The following is a 20,027-nucleotide window of genomic DNA, read 5'->3' on the forward strand; positions in this document are numbered from 1 at the left end:
TCTTGCGGCACATCTACCGCTGCCCGTTGCGCTGGGCGGACATGGACGCGTACGGCCACATCAACAACGTGGTCTTCCTCCGGTATCTGGAGGAAGCCCGTATCGACTTCCTGTTCCGCCCGGACAAGGATTTCCAGCAGGGGTCCGTGGTGGCACGACATGAGATCGACTACAAGCAGCAGCTCGTCCACCGGCACACACCGGTGGACATCGAGCTGTGGGTCACCCAGATCCGGGCGGCGTCGTTCACGATCTCGTACGAGGTCAAGGACCCGGACCAGGTGTATGTCCGGGCCTCGACGGTGATCGTGCCGTTCGACTTCGAGGCGCAGCGACCGCGCCGTATCACCGCCGAGGAACGGGCCTTTCTCGAGGAGTACACGGACTCCGCGGAAGACGGCGACCCCTCGGAGGCCGTCGCCGCATGACGGCCCTGCACCTCGCCGACGCCGGGGAGGCGGCGGACCTCGCCGCCTTCCTCGCCCGGCTGATCCACTACGACCGCGCGGCAGCCGTGCGGTTGCAGGGGTCGGGGACGGCGCTCGCGGTGTTCGGCCGGCCCCCGTCGTTCGAGGTGCTGGCGATCCGTACGGCGCGGCTGGCCAAGCCGTACGAGAACGGCCTTGACGCCTCGCTCGATGTGACCGTCTCGGCCGGTGAACTCCTGGAGTCCATCGACGAGTCGGCGGCCACGGCGCTCGTGCCCACCGCCGTCACCGGTCCGCCCTGGGCCGGGGTGCTGCCGCCGCGCGGCGGCTGGCGCCAGGAGCCGGGGCTGCCCGCGCCGGACACGGTACGGGCGATGGTCGCCTCGGCGGTCACCGAATTCCGTTCCCGTATCGGGGAGTTGGCGCCCGAGCGGCGTACGCGCGCCGAACTGGACCGGATCGGGCGAGAGATCTGGTCCCGGCCGATCGGTGACACCGAACTCCCGGTCCGAGCCGCGCACGCGGCGCAGTCGCTGGGCTTCCTGCGCCCCGCGGCACGCGCGGCCGTGCCCAACGAGGCGGCACTGGCGCTGCTCTCGTCGGGCACGTGGCTCAGACTGCGGACGCCGTACGGGTCGATCGCCGTACGCAGGGCGGGACTCGGGGCGCTGGACGTCAGCGTGCGCTGAGCCCGCCTCGTGGCCCGCGCACGGCCTCGTGCCCCGTGCACCGACTGATGCCCCACGGCCCGACTCATGTCCCGCGCCCCGACTCCTGCCCCGGCTACTACACCAGGGGCCACAGAGCGGCCGCGAGCGCGAAGCCGGCCAGACCCATCGCGGTCGTCAGTACCGTCCAGGTGCGCAGGGCGGTACTCACACTGATCCCGACCAGCTTGGTGAAGATCCAGAAGCCCGAGTCGTTGATGTGCGACAGGGCGAGTGCTCCACCGCCCATGGCCAGGGCGACCAGCGCCAGCTGGGGCGAGGACAGGTCCACCTCCTTCACCAGCGGGGCGAGGAGACCGCCGACGGTGACCAGCGAAACCGTGGCCGAGCCCTGAGCGGCCCGCAGTACGAGCGTCATCAGGAAGGCCAAGGCGAGCAGCGGCAGACCGCTGGCCTGCAGCAGGTCGGAGACGGCGTCACCGATACCGGTCTTGACGAGCACCTTGCCGCGGTGCCGGTGAGCAGCATCAGGCGGCGCTCCTCAGCAGGGCGAGGGCGAGGGCGTCGGCGAGGGCGTTGTCGCCGCCGACGTTTCCGGCGAAGACGATGTACGGGATGCCGGCTGCCGGGCCGTCGACGGGCTGCCACAGGGAGACGATGCCGGGGAGCAGGGTGCCGCGGGCCCAGGCGCGGCGGATCTCCAGGCCGTGGGTCGCGGTGTCGCTGGAGGTGATGCCGCCCTTGGCGATGACGAAGGCGGGGCGGCGGGCGGCGTTGACGAGGCGTACCGCCTCGACGAGGGCGGCCGAGACGCGGCGGGAGATGGCGAGGCTGGTGTCCGCGTCCTTGCCGGTGACGACCTCGCGGGTGGTGCGGATGACGGCGTCGGAGGTCTCCAGGGCGGCCGCGGCGGCGGTGGCGGTCTTCTGGATGTGGGCGTCGCGGCGGGTGTCGTCGAGGAGTTGGGCGACGTCGAGTTCGTACTCGGCGAGGCTGCCCCGTTGTTCGCGCAGCCGGTCCAACTGGCGGGTGGTCAGGGAGACATGGGAGCCGACGACGATGAGGCCGTGGGGGGCGTCCCCGCGGAGTGGGCGGAGTTCGGAGGCGGTGAGGGGAGGGTGGGCGGACTGGCCGGCTCGGGCGCGTACGAAGGAGGGGCCCACGCGGTAGAGGAGGCGGGCGCCCCTCTCCTCGGCCTCGGCGAGGGCCAGCGAGAGGACGCGGAGGTCGTCGTCGCAGACGGCGTCGACGACGGCGGTGGCACCGTCGCGGAGGCTGGTGAGGAGGGCGGCGACGTGCGTGGGGCCGTAGGTGCGGAGGTCGGTGAGCGTGATGCACAGGACCTTGTCGGCGGGGATACGTCCCGCGGTTTTCTCCTCGACCCAGTCGGGGAGGGCGGAGGAGCGATAGCCGAAGGTGGCGTCCTTGGCGAACTCGCTCTCACCGACCGGGAGGAGACCGTCCGCGGTGCGCATCCAGTGCGTGGAGTCGACGGTGAGGCGGCCGGCCTCGATGTACGCGGGGACGAGGACGACTCCGTCGGGACCGCGCTCGCCGTTGTCGGGTCCGGTGCGCGCGCCGGCGCCGAGGCGGGTCAGCTCCTCGGCCAGTACGTCCGTTTCGAGGGGGAAGTGGCCGCGGAGGGTCGAGTCGCTTCGGGAGGCGATGACGTAGGGAATGCCTTCGGCCTCGGAGGCCTTGTGGAGGGCGCGCACGATGTCACGGTTACGGGCGGCTGCGTCGGCGGGGGCGAGGCTGCGGGTGTTGGTGAGGACGAAGAAGGCGGTGCTGTTCTGGCGAAGGGCCCAGCGGAGGTCGTCGACGGTCCAGGTGGTGAGGACGGGGATGTCCTTGACGGTCTGAGTGCCGGTGGGATCGTCGTCCAGGACTGCCAGACGAGGGGCGGACTGGATTCTCTCGGCGACCTCTGATGCCGGGATCGGCCGGACGGGCGGGAGGCCGGAGAGGACCTCGTGCTCGGAGAGGGCATGACGGGGTAGGGACATGGCGGTTCCTGGGCCTGGTGGGTGGTTTGTGGAGCGGTGCGGGCCGGGGTTCGAGTGCCCGGAGGCATGGGGCTCGAGGGCAAGGGCCGTACGGCTGTTGGGATGCTCACCCGCGCGCGGTCACCGGCGCTTGGTCACCGGCGCGCGCCGGGTGTCGGGTGTGTGTCGGGTGTTGTGTTCTTCGGGCCGGGTGCCGCGCCGGCGGCATGACGGCCTTCGGCTACGGGGCCTGGTCCTTGATCACATGCGTGCGCAGGTCGTTCGCGGTCTGGTTCATGTGGGCGTCCATCGCGCGGCGGGCCTTGTCCGGATCGCCGGACTCCAGAGCGACCAGGACAGCTTCATGGTGGGCGATCGCGTTGACGCGGATCTGAGGGATGGCCGAGGTCTCCCGGCGTCCTTCTGTCAGCAGCGGGCCGAAGGGCTCGAAGAGAAGGGGGACGAAGAGGTTGCCGGTCGCGCGCATCACCGTGGCGTGGAAGTCGATGTCCGCCTGCACGAACAGCTCCGTGTCGGCGGTGTCGGCCGCTTCGCGCATCGTCGCGAGGTGATCGCGCAACTCGGCGAGGTCGGCCTCGCTGCGGCGGAGCGCGGCGAGTTCCGTGGCACCGTTCTCGATGAGGCGGCGGGCCTCGATGAGCCGCTCGGAGAGGGCGGTGTGCGAGGCGCGGGACGCGGCGCGGACCACGGGTTCCAGGGCCGTCCAGCGGTCGGGTGAGTTCACGTACGTGCCACGGCCGCGGACCACGCGTACGACGTTCTGGGCGCGCAGGTGCTTCACCGCCTCGCGCACGGTCAGGCGGCTCACGGACGACTGCTCGGCCAGCTCGGCCTCCGGAGGGAGGGCTGCGTCCGGCAGATACGTACCGTCGATGATCGCGTTGAGCAACTGCTCGGCGAGGTCTTCGGAGAGCGACATCGTTGAGCCTCCGGCGGGCGGGTCAGGGCAGGTATTGATCCAGAGTCTGACATCACATGAACGCGATGGTGATCTACAGATCTGACGTCAGACATCTGATGTCTCGATGCGGGTAACCATGACACCGGCTCCCGGGCCCATCAATACCTGTGCGCGATTGCTGTTCGGTTACGGCACTGGACCACTCTGGTTCACCCTTGGACCACTCTGGATCACTCGTCTTCGCCCTCGTCGGGCCGGACGGCGATGTGGTCGGGCTCCAGTTCCAGGGCGACGCGGTCGCGCATGCCGAGGGCCTCGGTGTACTCGGCGGGAAGCTGGAGCCGCCCCGCGCGGTCGAGCATCGCGTACTCGCGGGCCACCACCCTCTCGCGGCCCGTCGTGGCGTCGACCTCGGTGCGGCGCAGCACCTCCGTGGAGGTGCGGCCGTCGCGGATGGCGACCGTGCGGCGGACCTCGCCCGCGACCGCCTGGTCGTGGGTGACGATGACGATGGTGGTGCCGAGGTGCTCGTTCGCCGTACGGAACGCGGCGAAGATCTGCTCGGCGGTGTGGGAGTCGAGTTCGCCGGTGGGTTCGTCGGCCAGGAGCACGGCGGGGGAGTTGGCCAGGGCCACGGCGATGGCGACGCGCTGCTGCTGGCCGCCGGACAGCTGGTGCGGATGGCGGGCCCGGCAGTCGGCGACGCCGAGCAACTCCAGGAGTTCCGACGCGCGTTCGGCCTTCGCCCGGCGCCCGCGGGTGCCGCGCAGCTGCATGGGGAGGGCGACGTTCTGAGCGGCGGTGAGGTAGGGGAGGAGGTTGCGGGCGGTCTGCTGCCAGACGAAGCCGACGGTCTCGCGGCGGTAGCGGAGGCGGTCCTTCGCGTTCATGGTCAGCAGATCGCGGCCGGCGACCCGGGCGGCGCCCGCCGTGGGGGTGTCGAGGCCGGCCAGTATGTTCATCAGGGTCGACTTGCCGCTGCCGGACGCGCCCACCAGGGCCATCAACTCGCCCTCGCGGACCAGGAGATCGAGGCCCTGCAGCGCCTGCACCTCCACACCGTCTGTGGAGAAGACACGGACCAGACGGTCACAGGTGATCAGCGCGTCGTGGCCGTAGGCGGGCCGGTCACGGCGGGCGGCGGCGCGGTGGGCCAGGTCGGCGAAGGTCGGGTTCGTGGCCGTCATCGGGCGGCTCCTCCGGTAGTGGTCAGCCGGCTGTCTCCCGTACGGGGCTCCGTGCCGTCCGGTGTCATCGGGCATCCCCCGCCCGTAGTTCCGTGACCGAGCCCTTCCTCCCCGTCCACCACGCCTGAGCCGCCGCGATGCCCGTCGCGAGGAGGAGCACGGCCAGGGCAGGGAGCAACAGGGACGCCGGGTCGGTGTGCAGCGGGGCGGTGCCCGGTGGGGGCGCACCGCCGGGAGTGGCGAGGGCGATCGCGGTCAGGTCGATGCCGGGCGCCAGGAGGCGGACGGCTGCCCAGCCGGTCAGGGCGCCGCCCGCCGCCGCGAGGAGGGCCCCCGGCAGGGCTTCCAGTACGAGCAGGCGGCGGCCCTGGCTCCGGGTGAGGCCCATGGTGCGCAGCCGGGCCAGCAGGGCGGCGCGTTCCGGAGCGGCGCGGACCAGGGCGAGCAGCAGCGCGAGTACGGCGTATCCGGCCCCCGCCGCGACCGCCGCCGTGTAGACGCGCTCGGCGCCGGACTGGAGAGGGGAGTCCACGTATCGCGCCCGTTCCTCGGACCGCAGTCGTACGTCCGTGCCGGCGTCCGCGGCTTTGTGCAGCGCGCCCGCGTCGAGGTGGTCGCCGGTCACCAGCAGGGCGGTCGGGCGCGCGGCCTCGGTGCCGAGACCCGAACGGTCCACGACCAGGAAATCGGTGCCTGACACGGCAGGCGTGAGGTCACGTACGAGGGCGATGCGGACGGTGATCTCGCTGCCGTCCTCCAGGCGTACGGGGAGGGGGCGGCTGCCAAAACGCTCGGCGACGGAGGGGGAGGCGAGAGCGGGAAGCACCCGCTGCGTGCCCTCCTTCGCGGCCTCCTCCGGACGGCTCAACTCGCCCGCGGGGAACGCCCCAAGACCCGTCCGGCCCGCCAGCCTCGCGTACTCCTCCGGCTCCACCCCCGCGAGCGGCACCGTCACCGGCCCGCCCTCCGGCTTCGCCAGGTACGCGATGCTCAGCGCCGTCACCTCGCCCGCGCCGGACGTCGAACGGACGTCCTCGGGCAGGTCGGCGGGCAGCGGACGGGTGGCTTCGATCCGGGCGTCCGCGCCGAGGGTGAGAAGCGCCGCCCGGTCCCGCGCGTCCGCGACGCCCGCCAGCACGGACCCCCCGAACGCGGCGGTGGTCAGCGCGGTCAGCAGCGCGAGCAGGGGCAGCACCGTGGAGACGGAGGTGCGGCCCGCGCGGGCCAGCGAGAGATGGCCGACGGCTCCGCGCAGCCGGCCCGCGGGACGGGCAAGGCGGCGCAGGGGCAGCGGGTAGACCCGGACCAGCACGAGTGCGGCGACGACGCCGATCAACACCGGGGCGAGCGACACCAGTTGATCGCCGGACGCCGCCCCGCGCCGCCGCAGGGCGAACACCGCGGCCGACGCCAGGACGAGCAGGGTGACCTCGGCGACCGTACGGCGGCGTGAGGGACGTACGGACGTCAGGTCCTCGCGGGCGCCGTGGACGCGTACGACCCGATGGGCCGCCGCGGCGCGCAGGGGGAGCACGGCGCAGGCGAGGAGGGTGACCGCGGCGGTGGCCGTCACGGCGTACGACAGGCGGCCGTACGGGACGGCGAGCAGGGCGGCCGTCAGGCCGAGCGCGCCCGCCGGAACCGCGACCACGGCCGTCTCGGCGAGCAGCCGCCCCATGACGCCGCGCAGGGAGCCGCCGCGGGCGCGCAGCAGGGCGAGTTCGGTGCGGCGGCGGTCGGCGGCGAGACCACCGGCCATGAGCAGGACGATCGCCGCGACCGTGCCGGTGCCGAAGGCGGCGACGGCGACGAGGGGGGAGATGCCGGAGCGGAGTCCGGCGTACGAGGTGAGGACCTCGTCGAGGTCGGTGGTCGCTTCGGTCAGCGGGTGGATGAAGTCACGTACCTTCAGCAGGTCCGGGCCGGATTCGAGCGCGGCGACGGCGCTGTTCAGCCGGGACAGGTCGCGCGCGGTCAGGGTGGCGGGGTCGGGGGCGAGCCGCCAGTAACGCAGCGGGTTTCCGGGCGTGCCGAGGAGGGCCGGGGCCGCGTCCGGGGGCAACAGCAGGGCGCCCAGCCAGTACGTGTCCTCGTTGCCGATCGAGCCGGGGACCCGGGCGAGGGAGGGGCGGCGCAGCAGCGGCTGGGTCGTCCAGTACGCGCCCTCGGGATCGCGGGGGGCGACGATGCCGGTGACGCGGACGGCCAGCGGGGCGCGTTCCACTCCGGGTACGTGGATCACCGAACCCGCCTTGATCCGCAGCTTCTCGGCGGTCTCCGTGGTGACCGCCGCCTCCACCTCGGCCGTCGCGGCGGTCACCGTGCTGTGGGTGCGCGGGAGGCGGCCCTCGCGCAGCCGGGAGTGGTCGGCGAGGCCGTTCGGCGCGGCGAGCGACATCTGCGCGGGCAGCCCGCTCGGCCTCGGCAGCCAGGGCTCGGGCGCCTCGAGCGGTTGGGCGTTGCGGACGCCGTACGTGGACTGCTCGCGGTCGGCGACGAGGGGGCGCCGGACCACGTCCAGCAGCTTCGCGTACTGCTCGCCCAGCGTGTCCGGGAGCAGGGCCGACTCCCGTTCTTCCTGCGGGAGTTCGGCCGCGGGTTGAGGCGCGGAGAGCTGTACGGAGGTCCACTGGGCCGTCGCCTCCTCGACGGCCCGGCGCAGACCCGCGTCCTCGTAACGGTCGACCGCGCGCGGGAAGACGCCGGCCAGCGACGCGGTCAGCGCCACGAGCAGAGCGAGGGCGACGGCGGCACCAGGGGCGGCGCGCAGGCGGGTACGGGTCCAGGGGCCGACCGTGTCACGAGGTGCGGCCATCTCACTCATCCCCCTGACTGCGCAGCGAACTCGCCGGATCCTGGCGGCGCAGCGCCATCACCGCCGTGACGAGCAGCGGCATGATGACGACCGCCGTCAGCAGGACGGCCACCTGACCCGGCGGGAGCTCCACCAGCACCTTCGGCACCGGTTGCGTGGCCCGTGGGGTCAGGACGATCAGCGGGATCACCGCCCGGGTCAGCACCGCCCCGAGGGCGACGCCCACCACCAGCGCCAGGGCGACCAGGACGCCCTGCTCGGCGGCGATCAGCCGGGCCAGCTGGCGGCGCGGGGCGCCCAGGGCTCGGAGGATCGCGAACTCGGCGCCCCTCTCCTGCAGCGACCCCGCCGTGCTCACCGCGAAACCGACCGCGGCCAGCGCGGCGGCCACCAAGGCCGCCGCCGCGAACGCCGCCTGTGGCCCCGCCCCGAAGGGATCGTCGCGCAGGCCTTCGGCGAGCTCGTCACGGACGACCACCTGCGACGGCTCGACATCGGGCCGCTCCCGCAACTGAGCCGCCACATGCGCCGCACTGCCCGGTGCGGCCCGCAGCCACCACTCGGTGGGCGTCACGCTCTCGCCGTACCGCGCCTCCAGCACCCGGTTCACGGACCGCAGATCGACCAGCAGTGAGCCACCGCTGGTCGACCCCGCGTCCTCGGCCGTCGGCAGCGCCCGTACGTTCCCCACGATCCGCACCGGCACGGTCGAACCGCCGAACGGCACGTCAACGCGCTGCCCGGTGCGCGCGCCCGCCGACTCCAGGAAGCGGTCGGTCGCCAGCGCCGCGACCTCGCTTGCCACGGGCTGACCGACCTGCATCCGGATCGTCAACGGCGAGGGCTGCCAGGCGTACTCGCGGGGCAGATAGCCGGTGCCGTAGCTGACCGTCAGCGGTTGGGTGGACTCCACGTGCGGGCGTTTCGGGGCCGCGTCGCCCTCGGGGTCCACCGTGGTGCTGTCGGTGCGGGACTTCGCCTTCCAGGAGGCGGGCTGCGGCAGCGCCTGCCGCCGGCCGTCGGCTCCCGTGGCCGTCAACTCCTCGACGGAGAACCGGTGTTGCTCGGCCCTGCCGACCGGCTGGGTCATGTCCAGCTGCGTCCCGGTGAGCGTCAGCGGCTCGGCCGGGGCCGCGGCGGCCCGCGCGAGGTCAAGGGTGAGGGTGTGCGCCCGGCCGTCGGCGGGGAGTTCGCCGACGGTGACCCGGTACGGCACCCCGTACCGGTCCTCCAGGGTCACCGCGATGTCCGCGGTCACCTCCGAAGGACCCGCGCCGGAAGCGTCGGAGAGGTCGCGGAGCCGAAGGCCGAGGCCAAGTCGGGTGGTTCCCTTCGGCAGCCTTGTGCCCTCGGCAGTCACCTGCCCCGGCCCGAGCCCCGCCAGCAATCGCCCCATCGGCTGGTCCGCCTGATCCCGCCGCATCAGGAACCCGCCATCCCCGGAGCCCTCCTTGCCTCTCGCCTCTCCCGCGTCCCCCGTGTTCAGGGCCAGCACCGTGGCCGTCCGGTCTCCGGACAACGGCAGCGTCGTACGCATGGCGGGTGCGGCCTCGCGTACGCCCTCGACCTCGGAGTAGACCCCGGCCGCACCCAACCCGCCCTCGCCGGCACCGAGTACACGTACCGACGTACCGGCCTGGAAGTCCGCCTGGTCGTCCTGCGAGCGGTCCCAGGAGGCGCCCTGGCCGATGGCTAGCATGCCCAGGGCGATGGCGAGGACGAGCAGCAGTACGGGACCGGCGCCGCGCATCGGACGGCGGCTCAACTGCCACCCCGCGAGCGCCGCCGGTAGTCCGCGTCCGCCGGCCGCGCGGCGTTCGGCGAGGCGGGCGACGGGCGGAAGCAGCCGCAGGGTGAGGACGGTCCCGGCGAGCAGGGCGAGCGCGGGTGCCGAGACGAGGAGGGGGTCGACGCCGAGGGTGCCGGAGGTGTCGTCGGTGACGGCTCCGGAGGTCTGCCGGTTCAACTGCCAGTACGCGACCGCCGCGATCACCAGCAGGCCGATGTCCGCGCCCGCCCGCACCGGCGCGGGCAGTGCCCGGGCACGTCCGCGTTCCGTCCCCTCGGTCAGCGCGGGCACGGTCACCGCCAGCGCACACCCCAGCGCCACCCCCGCCGCCACCACCCACACCGCGCCGCCCGCCGCCGAGGTGTCGAGCCGCAGCCCGATCCGGGACAGCGCCCCCTGACCGGCCAGCAACCGCGTCAACGGCCCGGCGAGCAGCGGTGCGCACGCCGCCGCGGGCACCGCGAGCAGCAGCGCCTCGAGCGCGGCGAAGCCCGCGACCCGGCCCCGCGAACCGCCGCGCGCCCGCAACAGCCGCGTCTCACCGGCCCGTTCGGTGCTCAGCAGCCGGGCCACGAGCAGCAGCGCGTAGCCGGCGAGCAGCGCGAGCTGGAGCGCGACGATCAGCAGCGTCGAACGGGACACCAGCAGCGAACGTTCGACCCGGTCCAGCTCCTCCGGCAACGATGTCGTGACGGCCGTGGTGCCGTGCATCGCGGGTGACTTGACCAGCGCCTTGGGTCCGGCGCGCGCGGCGTCCCGCAGGGCGTCGATCCGGCCGGTCGTCAGCGTCGAGAAGTCGGCGGACGCCAGCCAGGCCGAAGGCCCCTCGCTCACGCGCCCGTTCGCGCGCAGTACGGCCGGATCGGCGAGGAGCGGCCCGTACGTGGTGAAGTCGACCTTCTTGATGCCACGGCCGCCGAGCTCGTCCAACTGCCAGTAGGGCGAGGTGACTTGGCCGGGCCGGTACACACCGCTGACCCGGATGTGCGCCTCCGGTCCGTCGAGCCGGTCGACGAGGGTGAGCAGCGCGCCCGGCTTCAGCGACAGCGCCCGTGCCGCCGCCTCGGGGAGGGCCACCTCGATCTCGCGGCCTGCCATATCGCGGGGCAGCCGCCCTTCGACGAGGCGGACCTGCGAGCGGTCCAGCGCCGCGAAGTGCGTGAGATCCGGGTCGCCGGACCGTGCGGAGGGCGGCTGGAGGGACCGCGGCAGCGCGTACGGTCCCGACCGCACCAGCGTCCGCAGCGTCACCGGGAGCCCGTCGAAGGTACGCCGGGCCCCGTCGCGTACGGCCTTGTCGGCGGCCTCGCGCTCGTCCGCCGGTACGTCGGCCTCGACGATCAGGGTCGTGGCCGCGGCGCTCTCCGTGCCCGACGTGCCCGAGGCGTCAGAGGCGCCCGATGCGCTCGACGTGTCCGAGGCGCGGACCGGTTCGAGGAGCGAGTGACGCAGGGCCGCGTCGCCGATCGCGCCGGAGTACGAGGTGAGGGTCGCCAGGACGGCGGTCGTGAGGAGGACGGTGAGCAGCGCGGCGGTCAGCAGCAGGCGGTGTGCCCGCGCGCGCGATAAGACGAACTCCGTCACCCGGCTCCCCCGCCACTGTCCCCCCGGACCTCCGGGCGATGTTGTCAGAGGGAACGGGCGAGGGTAAGCGCTTGTCGTCCGGGCTTGACCGGATTGTGATCGAAAGGTGGCGTAGCCCGCCGGGTGCGTCAGCCCACGATCTGGATCAGCCCTCCGTGTTCACCATCGACGCCGCCGCGTATGTCAGGTACTTCCACAGCGTGTGCTCATGCTCCTCGGAGAGGCCGAGCTCGTCGACGGCGACCCGCATGTGCTTCAGCCAGGCGTCGTGCGCCGCGCGGTCGACGGCGAAGGGGGCGTGGCGCATCCGCAGCCGGGGGTGGCCGCGGTTCTCGCTGTACGTGGTGGGGCCGCCCCAGTACTGGATCAGGAACAGCGTGAGGCGCTCCTCAGCCGGGCCGAGGTCCTCCTCGGGATACATGGGCCGCAGCAGCGGGTCCTCGGCGACACCCTCGTAGAAACGGTGGACGAGGCGGCGGAAGGTCTCCTCCCCGCCGACCTGCTCGTAGAAGGTCTGCTCCTGAAGCGTGCCGCGCCGAATCTCGACCACGTTGGTTGGCCTCACAAAAATCGCTCTGGTCAGCCCCTGGCTCTGTTCGGCCGGGGGTCCGGGGACTGTCCCCCGGAAATTGCAGCCACGTACCCCATGGTCTCAGACGGGAAGACCGAGGACTCAAGGCTTAGGACCATGCGCAAGGCTCGCGGAACGGCGCGTTCACGCGCTCGCCTCCGGGAGCCTCGCGCCGCACAGTGGAGGTATGAGCGCGCACGTCATCGACCACGGCCTTGACGACCTCGCCGCCACGGCGCGGGCGGCGCTGGTACGCGAGATCGAGGCGAGCGGGGCCTGGGACAGCGACCCGGCCTGGCGGGAGGCCTTCGAGAGCGTCCCGCGCCACCTCTTCGTGCCGTACTACTACGTCGGTGCCGAGGACGGCTACGAACGACTGTGGGGCGAGGACCCCGACCCGCGCCGGCGTGAGCGCTGGCTGCGCGGCGCGTACGCAGACTCCCCGCTGGCCACCCGGGTCCGCGACGGCCGGCTGCTCTCGTCCAGCAGCCAGCCGTCCCTGATGGCGAAGATGCTGGCGGAGCTGGAGGTACAGGACGGCAACGCGGTCCTGGAGATCGGCGCGGGCACCGGCTACAACGCGGCCCTGCTGGCCCACCGCCTCGGCGACGAACTGGTTACCACCATCGACCTGGATCCGGAGATCACCGAGTCGGCCCGGCGGCATCTGACCGCCGCCGGGTACCACCCGAGAGTCGTCACGGGCGACGGCGCCCGCGGCTGTCCCGAGCACGCCCTGTACGACCGCGTCATCGTGACCTGCGCCGTGACCTCGATCCCGCGCCCCTGGCTCGCCCAGTGCAACCCGGGCGCCCATATCCTCGCGCCGATCGCGACCGGCGTGATCGACCTGCGCGTACGCGACGCCGAGCACGCCGAGGGCCACTTCCTGCACACGCCCGCCTACTTCGTGCCTCTGCGCGGCGCCGAGCGCCCCGAACCGCGGCCCACCGCAGACGGCGGCCTGCCGCGCCGGGCGGTCCAGAACGAACTCTTCCGCTTCCTGCTGGCCCTCACCGCGGGCGCCCTCGACCCGCACGAGGCCCTGGCCCTGTGGGAGCGCGAGGAACAGCCGGAACGCGCGCGGTACGGAATCACGGTCAGCGGCGAACGCGAGTGGGCCTGGCTGGACGACCCGGAAGGGCCGTACCCCTGGCCGCTCGCGTAACGCTCATCACATACCGCAGGTCACATACCGCAGACCAGAGGACGCGGCTGCTCAGCCACGGCGGATCGTGATCGTCGTCCACGCCCCCACGTGCACCCGGTCGCCGTCCTGCAGCGGAACGGGGACGAAGGGCTGGATGGGCTCCTCGCCGCCGTTGACCGTGGTGCCGTTCGTGGAGTTCTGGTCGACCACCGCCCAGCTGCCGTCCGGCTGCTGGACGAGGACCGCGTGCTGGTGCGAGACGCCCGGGTCCTCCGGCGGCACCGACAGATCGATGTCCGGGGACTCGCCCGTGGAGTGGCGACGGCGGCCGATCGTGATCTGGTTGCCGATGAGCGGGCGCTGCTGCTCGGGGGAGTACGCGGGCAGGTTCAGGCCCGCGGCCTCCGGACCGGAGCGCTGCATCATCGCCATGAAGTACTCGCGGTCGGGCCCGATCGTGATGCTCCAGGCCATCGGCTGCTGCTGGTACCCGGGCGGGGCCTGCGTCGCACCGGGCTGCGGATAGCCGTAGCCGCCCTGGCCCTGGCCGCCGGGATCCCCGCCCGGCGGAGGGAGAACCCAGTCGTCCCCGCCCCCGTAGGGCTGCCCGCCCGGACCCTGTGGATGCCCGGTCTCCTGCGGATACCCGGGCGGAGCCTGCTGCTGGTACGCCTGCGCGGCACCGGGGCCACCGTGCCCGCCCTGACCCTGACCACCCTGACCCCCGAAGTCCCCGGGACCACCGGGGTACCCACCCTGGCCCGAGGGGTCGCCGTACGGTGAGAGCGGCTCGGCGGGACGGTTCATCTGTGAGGGACGCGAGCTCTGGTAGTCGTACGGGTCATGGCCGGAACCGTGCTGTCCGGGCGGCTGCTGCTGGAACCGCAGCGCCGGGTTCGGGCCGCCGGGGCCGGCAGGAGGTGCGGCCGGGGTGTACGAGGTCGCCGTGTTCGTCAGGAAGTTCCACCGGCACTCCTCGCAGAACGGAGCCGCGCCCTCGCGCGGCGTATGGCACTGCGGGCAGAACTCGGGCTCGGGTGACGGGTCCGGTACGGCGGACAGGTGCGGGCGTCCGCCCTGGCCGGGCGGCGGCGAACCGGGCTGTGGATAGCCGTAGCCGGCGGCGGCGGGGGGCGGCGGCGGAGGCGGGGGTACGGCACCGGCCATGCGGTGACCGCAGACCTCGCACCAGTCGTCGGAACCCGACTGGTGTCCGTTCGGGCAGGTCGGCATGTCGGCGCTTCCCCCTTTCTGTTCCGGCCCCGGGGGACCGAAGTTCTCCGTCCCCCTCGGTACAGGGTCCGGGTTCGTCGCTCCGGCCCCGGGGAGGGGCCGGACCACCTATTTCTTTACACGAACAGTCTTTGTCGACCGTGTTTCGAGTGTCATCTCGTCGGCCTCTTCGACCTTCGCCTTCAGTCGCACAGTACCTGCCGGGGCGTCGACCACGTCCACCACCTTCGCAAGCAGTTTCGCCGTATCCGCGTTTCCGGAGACGCTGGCGAGCTGAACCGCGCGGCCCAGCTTGGCCGTTGCCCCGTCGACATCTCCCGCTTTGCGGGCATCCAGCCCCTGTTGGATGACTTGCGCCAGTTCGGCCTGACCCGTGTAGTGCGCGACTTGCGGGTTGATCGAGGTGGACGCCGCCATGTCGTCGGTCCACACGGCCCGTACGAGACCCTGGGCGCCCAGCGTCTGGGCGGGGCCCTCGGGCTGCGGAATCACAAGAGAGACCCGGGCCGCGAGCATCTCCTGGCCGATGTCGGCCGTCGGCACTTCCACGCACACGTGGTAGTCACGGGACTCGTCTCCCCAGGAGCCGGTCGGGTAGTCCCCGGCGCGCGGGCCCGCCTCCGTGCGGCGGTCGGTCAACTCCTCGACCGTGGGCGCCACTTGCTTGACGAACTTGATGGAGGTGCCCACCGGCGTCCACAGCCGCAGCGCGACGTCCGCGACCTCCTTGCCCATCGCCGTCTCCATCATCTGCGTGAAGTCGGCGGACAGGCCCGCCGGATCGGCCACGATGTCGGCGGTGCCGAGCAGCGCGGAGGCGATCCCGGTGACCTCCTTGACCTCCCAGTCGGTGCCGACGCCCCGCGCGTCACAGGTGAAGCGCCCCGCGCAGGCGTCCAGCGCGGCCTTGAGGTCTTCCGCCGACTCGTGTTCGTTCCGTCCGTCGGTGAGCACGATGCCGTGCCGGATCGCGACGTCCGCCGAGGCCAGCAGCCGGTCCGCGAGCCGCAGCCACGTGCCGATCGCGGTGCCGCCGCCCGCACTCAGCTTGCGCAGCGCCTGCTTGGCCTGCTCGCGGGTCCCCGCGTCGGCCACCGCGAGCTGCCCGCCGCCGGGGTAGACCTCCTTGGCCACGTGCGTGCCGCCGATCACCGCGAAGTGCACTCCGTCGCGCACGGCGTCGATGGCGGCGGCCGTCGCGTCCCGGGCGCCGCGCATCTTGGTCGGCGGGTAGTCCATCGAGCCCGAACAGTCGACCATGATCGCCACGGCCGCGTCCGGGCCCTGGCCCGGGGTGTAGAGGTGCGGCGCTGCGACCGCACTCCCGATGGTGCCGCCGCCGGTCGAGGTCACCGTCACGATCGCGTTGACCTCGCGACCGCCTTCCGGCAGGTACTCGTTCTGGTACACCTCCACCGAGAACTGCGGCACGTTCGACTTAGAGAAATTGGCCATGCCTTCTTAGCTCCCCCTCAGGACCCCACGAGCCGTGGGTGATGTCGGTGAGCGGACCGGTCCCCTCCGGTCCACGGCCGTTCTGCCCGGCCTCAGGCCGGTCCTGCCCGGCCCTGGAGACCGTTCCCTGTCCGGCCTCAGGCCGATCCTGCCCCCATCGGCGGGGCCGGGAACGGCAGGACGGCCACTGTTACGTTGTCGTGGCCCCCGCCGTCCAGGGCGTGGCCGACCAGAACCTGCGCGCTGTGCAGCGGGCGGAGCGCGGCGTCGTGCGGGATGACCTGCGCCATCTCCTCGGCCGCCTCCGCGTAGTTCCACAGTCCGTCGGTGCACACCACCACTACACCCGGCCGGTCCGGCTTGAAGGAAGCGGTGTGCGGCTCCAGTTCGTACGCATCTGCCCCGAGCCAGCCGGTGATCGCGTGGGCACGCTCATCGGCGTACGCCTCCGCTTCGTTCATCAGGCCCGCGGCGACCATCTGCGCGGCCCAGGAGTCGTCCTCGGTGAGCCGGGCCGCGGGGGAGGCGCGGTCCACGGGGATCCAGTAGGCGCGGCTGTCTCCGACCCAGCCGACGATCAGGAGGGTGGGGGTCACCACTGCGCCCACAAGGGTGCAGGCGGGCGCGTTCTGATGCGGGGCGTGCTCGGACGGCGCGGCTCCCGCAAGGGAGTTGACCGCCCGGGAGGCGGCGACGATTGCGTCGTGCATGGCCTGCTGGGGGTGCGTGCCCCGGGGCAGGGCTTCCAGAAGCGACTCGTTGGCGGCGCGGGACGCGGCGAGGGAGGCCTCGTCCGGGCGGGTCGCCGAGGACACCCCGTCGCAGACGATCGCCACGACCGCGGAGGTGCCGTCGGGCAGCGCGGTCGAGGAGATCGCGAACGCGTCCTCGTTGCGATGGTGGCGCAGCCCCCGGTCGCTGACCGCTGAGACGGCGCTCAACTCCTGCTCCATGTGGTCCCGTTCACGCGGCTGTGCGTGGCCGCAGTTCTCGCAGTAGCCGTCCTGGTCGACCTGGCCCGCACGGCAGGCCACGCACACCTTGGTGCCCGCGGACGGTGTCCCCGCGAACTCGGCGGTGCGCGGGTCGGGCGCCTGCAAGGCGTACTCGTCCGGCTCCGGGGGCCCGTCGAACCGTACGCCCGACGCGTGGGCCGGGAGTTCGTGGCCCGCCGAGTCGGTGCCCTGGATCTCGGACGGCACATGGACCGGGGCGGGCCTGTGGGAGCTGTCCACCTCCGGGGCGACCGGCCAGTCCACCGGCGCGGCGGCCGACGGGGGGTGCGGCGCCGTGCCGTTCATGGTCATCGTGGGGTTGTCGTCCGGCGGCGCGGGCACGGCCGACAGGTCGTACCCGCAGGCACCGCAGAAGCGGTCGCCAGACTCCAGCGGCTCCTCGCAGCTGGGGCACTTCGACAACGCCGGGGGCATCTGCGACATGAATTACACCCACGTCCGGGGGCGGTAGCGGTTGGCGCGCTCCACCAGATCGATCCTCTCCTCGCCACCTTGGGCGAGCCGGGCCAGTGTCCGGTACGAGCGCTCCAGACCGAAGCGGAGGCCTCGCTCGTCCAGGTCACTGCCGAGCAGTACGGTCCGCGCTCCCGTACTCGGTGGCGCGGAACCCTGGCTACCGGAGAGTACCCAGTCCAGGGCGCAGCCGAGGACCTCTGTGGACAACTGCTCGCGGCGGACCGCGTCCAGGCCGTATCCGCGCAGGGCCTCGATCTGTCCGGCCGCCGCGGTCAGGTCGTCCAGGAGCGGCGCGCTGGGCCCCTCGTTCATCCGGTGGCGCAGCCGCGCCCGTACGGCGGCGACTCGGGCCGCCGTGTAGTGGATCGACGCCTCCGGCACCGACTCCAGGGTCCGTACGGCCCCCTGCCGGTCGCCCGCCGCCAGCTGTACGCGGGCCAGTGCGAACGCCGAGCTCACATAGCTCGGGTCGGTCGTCCACACCAGGCGGTAGTACTCGGCGGCGTTGTCCAGCTGCCCTAGGACCTCCGCGCACAGGCCGAGGGCCAGCTTGGGGGCGGGCTCGCCGGGGAACGCGTCGTAGATCGCGTCGAAGGACAGCGCCGCCACCTCGTGGTCGCCGCTCGCGAGCGCGGCGATGCCGCGGTACCAGACCACCCGCCAGTCGTCGGGATGGTCCGCCTCCAGGGCCGCGAGTGCCCCGGTGGCGCTGTCGAGTTCGCCCATCTCCAGGCGGGCCCGCAGCTCCCGCAGCCGCAGCTCCAGGGAGCCGGTGGGCGCCGCGTGCAGCGCGGCGATCAGCTCCGCGGGTGCGGACGCCATGAGGCCGGCGAGGAAACCGGCGTTCGGGTCGGCGGGGTCTACCCGGGGGACCGGCAGCGCGAGCGCGCTGGCCGCGGTTTGGACGGGCTTGACCAGTGCGGTCGGCGGCGGCGCGAGGGCGCTTGCCGCGCTTTGGGCGGGGGTGGCATTGGCGGCTGCACCGCCTGCCTGCCCGGCGCCTCCGGCGCCGAAAGTGTTGGCGGCTGCGCCGCCCAACTGCCCAGCGCCTCCGCTGCCGAGAGCGCCCGCGGCTCCGCCGCCCAACTGCCCAGCGCCCCCAGCGCCAAGACCGCCCGCGGCTCCGCCGCCGGACAGCGTGGCACCTCCGGTGCCTGAAGAAACGGCTGCACCGCCGTTGCCCGTCACCAGCGCGCGGCCCCCGTTGGCCCCGACAAGCGCCCGGCGGCGCCGTCCCACCGGTACCGCCCGCGCCCCCAGCCGCGACACATCCCCCTCCAGCTCCCCGAACAACTCCGTGTCCGTGACCTTCAGTTCGGGCCCGAAGAGCGTGGAGAGGAAGGGGCGGGGGCGGCCCGTCTGCAGGGCCACGACCTCGCGCAGTACGCCCGTCAGCTGCTCCGCCATCTCCTGGGCGGAGGCGAACCGGCGGGCCGGGTCCGGGTCGGTGGCGCGGACGAGAAGCCGGTAGAACGACTCGTACTGGCGGAAGACCTCGATGTTGTCGGGGTCCGGCAGGGAGTCCACGAAGACGTTCGTGTAGCCCTGGAAGTCGAAGGTCAGCACCGCGAGCGTTCGGGCGACGGTGTACAGGTCGGAGGCGACCGACGGGCCGAGTTCGGCGACCTCCGGCGCCTGGTAGCCGACCGTGCCGTAGATGGCCGACTCGTCGTCGTCCATCCTGCGCACCGCGCCCATGTCGATCAGCTTGAGCTGGTCCTCGGTCTGGATCGCGTTGTCGACCTTGAAGTCGCAGTACAGCAGGTTGCGGCTGTGCAGATGGCCGAGCGCCTCGAGCGCCTCGATGCCGTACGCGCAGGCCTGCTCGACCGGCAGCGGGTCCCGCTTCCCGGCGGGCGTACGACGCTCGTTGGCGATCTCCTTGAGGGACTTGCCTCCGACGTACTCCATGACGATGTAGCCGTCGAGGGAGCCCGTGCGCTGGTCGAGGTGCTCGACGAAATTGTAGATCCGCACGATGTTGGAGTGCTCGATCTCGGCGAGGAACCGGCGCTCGGATATGGCGGCGGCCATCGCGTCCTGGTCGCCCGTGTCGAGCAGGCCCTTGAGCACCACCCAGCGGTCGGACACCGCGCGGTCCACGGCGAGGTAGATCCAGCCGAGCCCGCCGTGCGCGAGGCAGCCGACGACCTCGTACTGGCCGTGCACCACATCGCCCGCACGCAGCTTCGGCACGAACGAGTACGGGTGGCCGCACTTGGTGCAGAAACCCTCCGTACGCCCCGGCCTCTCGCCCCGCGAACGTCCCACCGGCGCCCCGCAGTCGGAGCGCGAGCAGAACCGCTTGCGCTCGGGCACCTCGGGGTTGTCCTGGACCATCTCGCGCGGATCGGGGCGCGGCACGTCCGGGACCTGGACGAGGCCGACGCCCAGCCGGCCGCGGCCGGAGGATCCGGCCGTCGAACCGGAGCTGCGCACCGACACCGAACGGCCCGAGGTGCGCCCCGACAACGAGCGCGACAGACGCCCGGACACCGAGCGCCGGGACTGCGAGGAGCGTGCCGAGCGCGACGACGACCGGGAGCTGGAGCGCGAACTCGCACTGCCGCGGCCGGAGCCGCGCGAGTTCTTGCCGCCCGCCGTGATCCCGGTCGGCGGCGAGCCGACCATGCCGCTCGAGGAGACGACCGGCGCCAGACCGCATGTGTCGCAGTACAACTCGCCGCCGCCCACGTCCTCGTACGCCCCCGTGCAACCGGGGCGCTGGCACTGCTTCCGCTCGCCGGCGTTCTCTTCGCTCATGCTGC

14 protein-coding genes are annotated in these 20,027 nt (G+C 72.8%); 3 read left to right on the forward strand and 11 right to left on the reverse strand.

Annotated elements, in window-relative coordinates; genetic code table 11:
* Window positions 1–2 precede the first annotated feature (2 nt).
* The gene (locus tag ABD357_RS41465; RefSeq protein WP_344396721.1) at window positions 3–428 is read left to right on the forward strand and encodes an acyl-CoA thioesterase; all 426 of its coding nucleotides are present in this window, start codon (window positions 3–5) and stop codon (window positions 426–428) included.
* Window positions 425–1,117 (forward strand): DUF8185 domain-containing protein, encoded by a 693-nt coding sequence (locus ABD357_RS41470; RefSeq protein ID WP_344396722.1) that lies wholly within the window; start codon window positions 425–427, stop codon window positions 1,115–1,117. The genes ABD357_RS41465 and ABD357_RS41470 overlap by 4 nt, the downstream gene beginning before the upstream one ends.
* A gap of 97 nt (window positions 1,118–1,214) precedes the next feature.
* Here the strand turns inward: ABD357_RS41470 and ABD357_RS41475 are convergent, their stop codons facing one another.
* From ABD357_RS41475 to ABD357_RS41505, 7 genes are all read right to left on the reverse strand, one after another.
* Complete coding sequence (locus tag ABD357_RS41475) at window positions 1,215–1,598, reverse strand: GntT/GntP/DsdX family permease (RefSeq protein ID WP_344396724.1); 384 nt, start codon at window positions 1,596–1,598, stop codon at window positions 1,215–1,217.
* 25 nt (window positions 1,599–1,623) lie between these two features.
* A complete protein-coding gene (locus ABD357_RS41480) occupies window positions 1,624–3,102 on the reverse strand; it encodes a four-carbon acid sugar kinase family protein (RefSeq protein WP_344396726.1) in 1,479 nt (492 codons plus the stop codon).
* 220 nt (window positions 3,103–3,322) lie between these two features.
* Window positions 3,323–4,021, reverse strand: coding sequence for a FadR/GntR family transcriptional regulator (locus tag ABD357_RS41485; RefSeq protein ID WP_344396727.1), 699 nt, complete (start codon window positions 4,019–4,021; stop codon window positions 3,323–3,325).
* A gap of 212 nt (window positions 4,022–4,233) precedes the next feature.
* On the reverse strand, window positions 4,234–5,190 hold the full coding sequence (locus ABD357_RS41490; protein ID WP_344396728.1) for an ATP-binding cassette domain-containing protein: 957 nt from the start codon (window positions 5,188–5,190) through the stop codon (window positions 4,234–4,236).
* Window positions 5,191–5,254: 64 nt separating this feature from the next.
* The gene (locus tag ABD357_RS41495) at window positions 5,255–8,005 is read right to left on the reverse strand and encodes an FtsX-like permease family protein (protein WP_344396729.1); all 2,751 of its coding nucleotides are present in this window, start codon (window positions 8,003–8,005) and stop codon (window positions 5,255–5,257) included.
* Between the two features lies 1 nt (window position 8,006).
* The gene (locus ABD357_RS41500; protein WP_344396730.1) at window positions 8,007–11,378 is read right to left on the reverse strand and encodes an ABC transporter permease; all 3,372 of its coding nucleotides are present in this window, start codon (window positions 11,376–11,378) and stop codon (window positions 8,007–8,009) included.
* Between the two features lie 145 nt (window positions 11,379–11,523).
* Complete coding sequence (locus ABD357_RS41505; protein WP_165341989.1) at window positions 11,524–11,928, reverse strand: globin; 405 nt, start codon at window positions 11,926–11,928, stop codon at window positions 11,524–11,526.
* A 208-nt stretch (window positions 11,929–12,136) separates the two neighbouring features.
* Here ABD357_RS41505 and ABD357_RS41510 point away from each other — a divergent pair, with 208 nt between their 5' ends.
* The gene (locus ABD357_RS41510; protein ID WP_344396731.1) at window positions 12,137–13,117 is read left to right on the forward strand and encodes a methyltransferase domain-containing protein; all 981 of its coding nucleotides are present in this window, start codon (window positions 12,137–12,139) and stop codon (window positions 13,115–13,117) included.
* 51 nt (window positions 13,118–13,168) lie between these two features.
* Here ABD357_RS41510 and ABD357_RS41515 read toward each other — a convergent pair whose 3' ends face one another.
* The 4 genes from ABD357_RS41515 to ABD357_RS41530 all read right to left on the reverse strand — a co-directional run bounded on the left by ABD357_RS41515 (window position 13,169) and on the right by ABD357_RS41530 (window position 20,022).
* The gene (locus ABD357_RS41515) at window positions 13,169–14,332 is read right to left on the reverse strand and encodes an FHA domain-containing protein (protein WP_344396733.1); all 1,164 of its coding nucleotides are present in this window, start codon (window positions 14,330–14,332) and stop codon (window positions 13,169–13,171) included.
* A gap of 108 nt (window positions 14,333–14,440) precedes the next feature.
* Window positions 14,441–15,787, reverse strand: a complete 1,347-nt coding sequence (locus ABD357_RS41520) for a vWA domain-containing protein (RefSeq protein WP_344396734.1) — start codon at window positions 15,785–15,787, stop codon at window positions 14,441–14,443.
* Between the two features lie 137 nt (window positions 15,788–15,924).
* Entirely contained in the window at window positions 15,925–17,226 is a 1,302-nt protein-coding gene (locus tag ABD357_RS41525) for a PP2C family protein-serine/threonine phosphatase (RefSeq protein ID WP_344396735.1), read from the reverse strand.
* Between the two features lie 3 nt (window positions 17,227–17,229).
* Window positions 17,230–20,022, reverse strand: a complete 2,793-nt coding sequence (locus ABD357_RS41530) for a serine/threonine-protein kinase (RefSeq protein WP_344396736.1) — start codon at window positions 20,020–20,022, stop codon at window positions 17,230–17,232.
* Window positions 20,023–20,027: the final 5 nt, after the last annotated feature.

Origin of the sequence: Streptomyces vastus (genome assembly GCF_039532825.1) — a bacterium.
Lineage (GTDB): Bacteria > Actinomycetota > Actinomycetes > Streptomycetales > Streptomycetaceae > Streptomyces > Streptomyces vastus.

Excerpts from the sequence above, each read along its gene's own strand:
- ABD357_RS41470 (WP_344396722.1), top strand. The coding sequence starts at position 425 with ATGACGGCCCTGCACCTCGCCGACGCCGGGGAGGCGGCGGACCTCGCC.
- ABD357_RS41515 (WP_344396733.1), bottom strand. The coding sequence starts at position 14,332 with ATGCCGACCTGCCCGAACGGACACCAGTCGGGTTCCGACGACTGGTGC.
- ABD357_RS41510 (WP_344396731.1), top strand. The coding sequence starts at position 12,137 with ATGAGCGCGCACGTCATCGACCACGGCCTTGACGACCTCGCCGCCACG.
- ABD357_RS41495 (WP_344396729.1), bottom strand. The coding sequence starts at position 8,005 with ATGGCCGCACCTCGTGACACGGTCGGCCCCTGGACCCGTACCCGCCTG.
- ABD357_RS41485 (WP_344396727.1), bottom strand. The coding sequence starts at position 4,021 with ATGTCGCTCTCCGAAGACCTCGCCGAGCAGTTGCTCAACGCGATCATC.
- ABD357_RS41525 (WP_344396735.1), bottom strand. The coding sequence starts at position 17,226 with ATGTCGCAGATGCCCCCGGCGTTGTCGAAGTGCCCCAGCTGCGAGGAG.
- ABD357_RS41530 (WP_344396736.1), bottom strand. The coding sequence starts at position 20,022 with ATGAGCGAAGAGAACGCCGGCGAGCGGAAGCAGTGCCAGCGCCCCGGT.
- ABD357_RS41520 (WP_344396734.1), bottom strand. The coding sequence starts at position 15,787 with ATGGCCAATTTCTCTAAGTCGAACGTGCCGCAGTTCTCGGTGGAGGTG.
- ABD357_RS41480 (WP_344396726.1), bottom strand. The coding sequence starts at position 3,102 with ATGTCCCTACCCCGTCATGCCCTCTCCGAGCACGAGGTCCTCTCCGGC.
- ABD357_RS41490 (WP_344396728.1), bottom strand. The coding sequence starts at position 5,190 with ATGACGGCCACGAACCCGACCTTCGCCGACCTGGCCCACCGCGCCGCC.